Annotated in this window: 5 protein-coding genes; 2 read left to right on the forward strand and 3 right to left on the reverse strand. The window is 46.7% G+C overall.

Annotated features, from left to right (window positions below):
* The coding region (locus tag ACWVCM_RS15685; RefSeq protein WP_455202707.1) for a hypothetical protein at positions 1-672 on the forward strand (672 nt) is incomplete at its 5' end.
* A 26-nt stretch (positions 673-698) separates the two neighbouring features.
* The gene (trmB, locus tag ACWVCM_RS15690; protein WP_455202708.1) at positions 699-1415 is read left to right on the forward strand and encodes a tRNA (guanosine(46)-N7)-methyltransferase TrmB; all 717 of its coding nucleotides are present in this window, start codon (positions 699-701) and stop codon (positions 1413-1415) included.
* Between the two features lie 83 nt (positions 1416-1498).
* On the opposite strand, the gene fba is transcribed toward trmB, so the two are convergent.
* From fba to pgk, 3 genes are all read right to left on the reverse strand, one after another.
* The gene (gene fba / locus ACWVCM_RS15695) at positions 1499-2536 is read right to left on the reverse strand and encodes a class II fructose-bisphosphate aldolase (RefSeq protein WP_455202709.1); all 1038 of its coding nucleotides are present in this window, start codon (positions 2534-2536) and stop codon (positions 1499-1501) included.
* An 85-nt stretch (positions 2537-2621) separates the two neighbouring features.
* Positions 2622-4070 carry a pyruvate kinase gene (gene pyk / locus ACWVCM_RS15700; protein WP_455202710.1) on the reverse strand — a complete coding sequence of 483 codons (1449 nt, stop codon included), beginning with the start codon at positions 4068-4070 and terminating at the stop codon, positions 2622-2624.
* A gap of 36 nt (positions 4071-4106) precedes the next feature.
* A partial coding sequence (gene pgk, locus ACWVCM_RS15705) for a phosphoglycerate kinase (protein ID WP_455202711.1) occupies positions 4107-4271 on the reverse strand: 165 nt, incomplete at its 5' end.

The following is a 4271-nucleotide window of genomic DNA, read 5'->3' on the forward strand; positions in this document are numbered from 1 at the left end:
GGCGCTGAAATTGTCACAGTAGCCATTCGCCGAACCAATATAGGCCAGAATCCGGATGAGCCCAATTTACTGGATGTGGTTTCGCCGGATAAATATACCATCCTCCCAAATACCGCCGGTTGCTATACCGCAGAAGACGCGGTCCGCACCTGTCGCCTGGCGCGTGAATTGCTGGATGGTCATGACCTGGTAAAACTGGAGGTTTTGGGTGATGAAAAAACGCTTTATCCTGATGTCACTGCAACACTGGAAGCCACGGAAACGCTCGTTAAAGATGGCTTCAAAGTCATGGTGTATACCAGCGATGACCCCATCCTGGCCAAGCGACTGGAAGAAATGGGCTGTGTTGCGGTCATGCCATTAGCTGCTCCTATTGGTTCCGGCCTCGGCATTCAAAATCCATACAACATTTTAACGATCATCGAAGAAGCCAATGTGCCCATCCTGGTTGACGCAGGTGTTGGCACCGCATCAGATGCCACCATCGCCATGGAACTGGGCTGTGATGGTGTACTCATGAACACGGCCATCGCCGGCGCACAAAAACCGGTATTGATGGCGTCAGCCATGAAAAAAGCCATTGAAGCCGGACGTGAAGCCTATTTGGCGGGACGCATTCCCCGTAAGCGTTATGCCAGTGCGTCATCACCCATTGACGGAACTTTTTTCTAACTCCAACTCTTGTATTCGTTGACGATATGAGTCCGTCTCAAGACGATAACTCAGAACGCCCTGCAACTTTTCAACGCAAAATACGCAGTTTCGTACGGCGCGAAGGCCGTATGACCAGACGTCAGAGTTCAGCTTATGAATCATTACTTCCAAAATATGGTGTAGAGTGCGGGCAACTACTCGACCTGTCTGCCTTATTCGGACGAGTTGCCCCTACTATAGTGGAAATTGGCTTCGGCATGGGTGACACCCTGGCCACCATGGCGATGGAAAATCCCGATTCGAACTTTATTGGCATTGAGGTTCACCGTCCGGGGGTAGGTAGCTTACTTGCGACCATAGAAGAAAAAGGCATCAGTAATATTCGTATCTTTTGCCATGATGCCGTGGAAGTACTGGAACAATCAATTCCTGATCAGAGCCTTGATGGTATACACATTTTTTTCCCAGACCCCTGGCACAAAAAACGTCACCACAAAAGGCGATTGATTCAAACCGCGTTTGTAAATCTGTTAGCAACAAAACTAAAGCCGCAAGGTCAATTACATATCGCAACAGACTGGAAAAATTATGCAGAATGGATTGAGGAAGTAATGGCCGAGACTCCAAATTTCTCCAAACTTGCAGAAGATAACTCTCACCAACGTCCTACTACAAAATTTGAAAAGCGTGGATTAAAACTGGGGCATGGGGTGTGGGATATGATTTATGTTCATTGTGAACATCAAAATTCATCCGCATAGAGAATTTTCAACTGGATAAGATTGTTTAGCAAATAAAAAAGGGGAATCGTTTGATTCCCCTTTTTGCTGATCAATGCAGTTAATTACTTGTAGTAATCAACCATTTTTTCCAGGCTTATAGGCTTGATCTTGGAAGCATGCCCCGAACACCCAAAAGCTTCGTAACGCGCTTTACAAATATCCTTCATAGCAGCGGTTGAAACTTTCAGGAACTTGCGAGGATCGAAATTAGATTTGTTCTCTGCAAGATGTTTACGAACAGCTCCTGTAGATGCCATACGCAAGTCAGTATCAATGTTCACCTTACGCACGCCATGTTTAATACCTTCCTGTATCTCTTCCACTGGTACACCATAGGTTTCGCCCATATCACCACCGTACTCGTTGATGATCTTCAACCAGTCTTGAGGCACAGAAGAAGAACCATGCATAACCAGGTGGGTGTTAGGAATCTTGGCGTGGATTTCTTTGATACGTTCAATTGCCAAAATGTCACCTGTAGGAGGACGGGTAAACTTGTAAGCACCGTGGCTGGTACCAATGGCAATCGCCAATGCGTCAACGTTGGTTTTAGCGACAAAATCAGCCGCTTCATCAGGATCAGTCAATAATTGATCCATAGACAATTTACCTTCAGCGCCATGACCGTCTTCTTCGCCCATTTCGCCAGTTTCCAAAGAACCCAGGCAACCCAACTCACCCTCTACTGAAACACCACCAGCATGGGCCATTTTTACGACTTCTGCTGTAGTATTTACATTGTATTCGTAAGAAGACGGTGTTTTCATGTCAGGCATTAAAGAACCATCCATCATGACCGAGCTGAAACCGGACTGAATGGAACGCAAACACACTGCAGGCTCTGAACCATGATCCTGGTGCATAACAACCGGGATATGCGGATACATTTCAACGGCAGCTGAAATTAAATGACGTAAAAAAGGTTCACCTGCGTAACTGCGCGCTCCTGCAGAACCCTGCATAATAACAGGGCTGTCACATTCGTCAGCGGCTTGCATGATAGCGTGAACTTGCTCCATGTTGTTCACATTAAAAGCCGGCATACCAAAATTATTTTCGGCTGCGTAATCCAGTAATTGGCGTAAACTAATTAGTGCCATAGTCGTCTCCCATTAAATACAAAGTTGAATAAATAAAGTATAAATGCATTACGTAAATTAAAAACTACACAAATATTGCCAGATTCTACTCTTCGCTGGGCATGACTTCTGATCCCACCCGAATTATTTTCAAAGCATTGGTACCACCCATGATACCCGTCAAATCACCTTTAGTAATGATAACTAAATCACCATCTCTCACAACACCGCGGCGTTTTAGCTCATCAATAATTTCCTTGTTCGCCGTGGCGTGATCTTTCTTCGTAATATCAAAACTTAACGGATAAACCCCACGATACAAAGTGACTTTACGACGTGTTTTTACGTGGCGTGTCAGGGCGTAAATTGGAATCCCGGAGCTAATGCGTGACATCCACAGCGGGGTTGAACCCGATTCTGTTAATGCCGCAATGGCTTTCACGCCGAGGTGATTAGCCGTATACATCGCTGCCATAGCAATTGCCTCATCCACACGACCAAACACTGTATTGATGCGATGATCCGACTTTAGTGTCATCGGCTGTTTTTCCGCCTCACGACAAATACGATCCATTGCCGTTACCGCTTTGTCGGGAAAATCACCTGCTGCGGTCTCCGCTGACAGCATCACAGCGTCGGTCCCATCAAACACGGAATTCGCCACATCAAAAACTTCTGCCCGAGTGGGTATTTGGCTCTTGATCATGGAGTCCATCATTTGCGTTGCCGTGATTACTATCCGGTTCATTTCACGCGCCATCCTAATAATATTTTTTTGTACCGGAGGTAACGCAGCATCTCCGATTTCCACACCCAAATCCCCACGAGCAATCATCACAGCATCGGATGCTGCAATGATGTCTTCAATAGCTTCCAGTGCTTCTGTTCGCTCAATCTTGGCAATTATCCCACCCAGGCCTCCGGCCTGGTGCAACAGGTCTCGAGCTTCATTGATATCATCAGCGCTGCGAGGAAAAGAAACAGCAAGATAGTCCGCCTGTATTTCGGCGGCCAGTTTGATATCGTCTCTGTCTTTGTCGGTTAAGGAAGGCGCAGACAAGCCACCACCCAGGCGATTAATCCCTTTGCGATTAGACAATTCACCACCGGTAACAACCCGACACTTGACCTCTGTACCGTTACTTTCTTCAACCCAAAGTTCTATACGGCCATCATCAAGTAATAATGTGTTACCGCGCTCAACATCGTTTGGCAAATTTTTATACGCGATACCAACTCTTTCCTGGGTGCCTGCATCCGGATCCAGTTCAGCATCAAGAATAAACGTGTCACCTTCGGCTAACTGGATCTTGCCATCCTTGAATTTATCTATTCGAATTTTCGGGCCCTGCAGGTCAGCTAATACACCGACCTGTCGACCGTGGGCGCGAGCCCGATTACGTACTCTTTCAGCACGTTCCCGATGTTCATCATGGGATCCATGGGAAAAATTCAACCGCACTACATCGGCACCCGCCTCGATAAGCTTATCAAGCGCTTTGGGATCATCAGTAGAAGGCCCCAGGGTTGCTACGATTTTTGTTCTTCTTTGCAAAATGTTACTCCATGTCTGTCCACGAGTTGTGGACGTTTAGTCTTTAGCGCGCGCTTCCAACATGGCAACTGCTGGCAATGTTTTACCTTCTAAATATTCGAGGAACGCACCGCCGGCAGTGGATATATAAGATACCTTGTCGTAGATATCGTATTTCTGAATCGCAGCGATGGTGTCACCACCACCTGCCAGGCTAAAACC

The organism is Kaarinaea lacus (assembly GCF_975902315.1).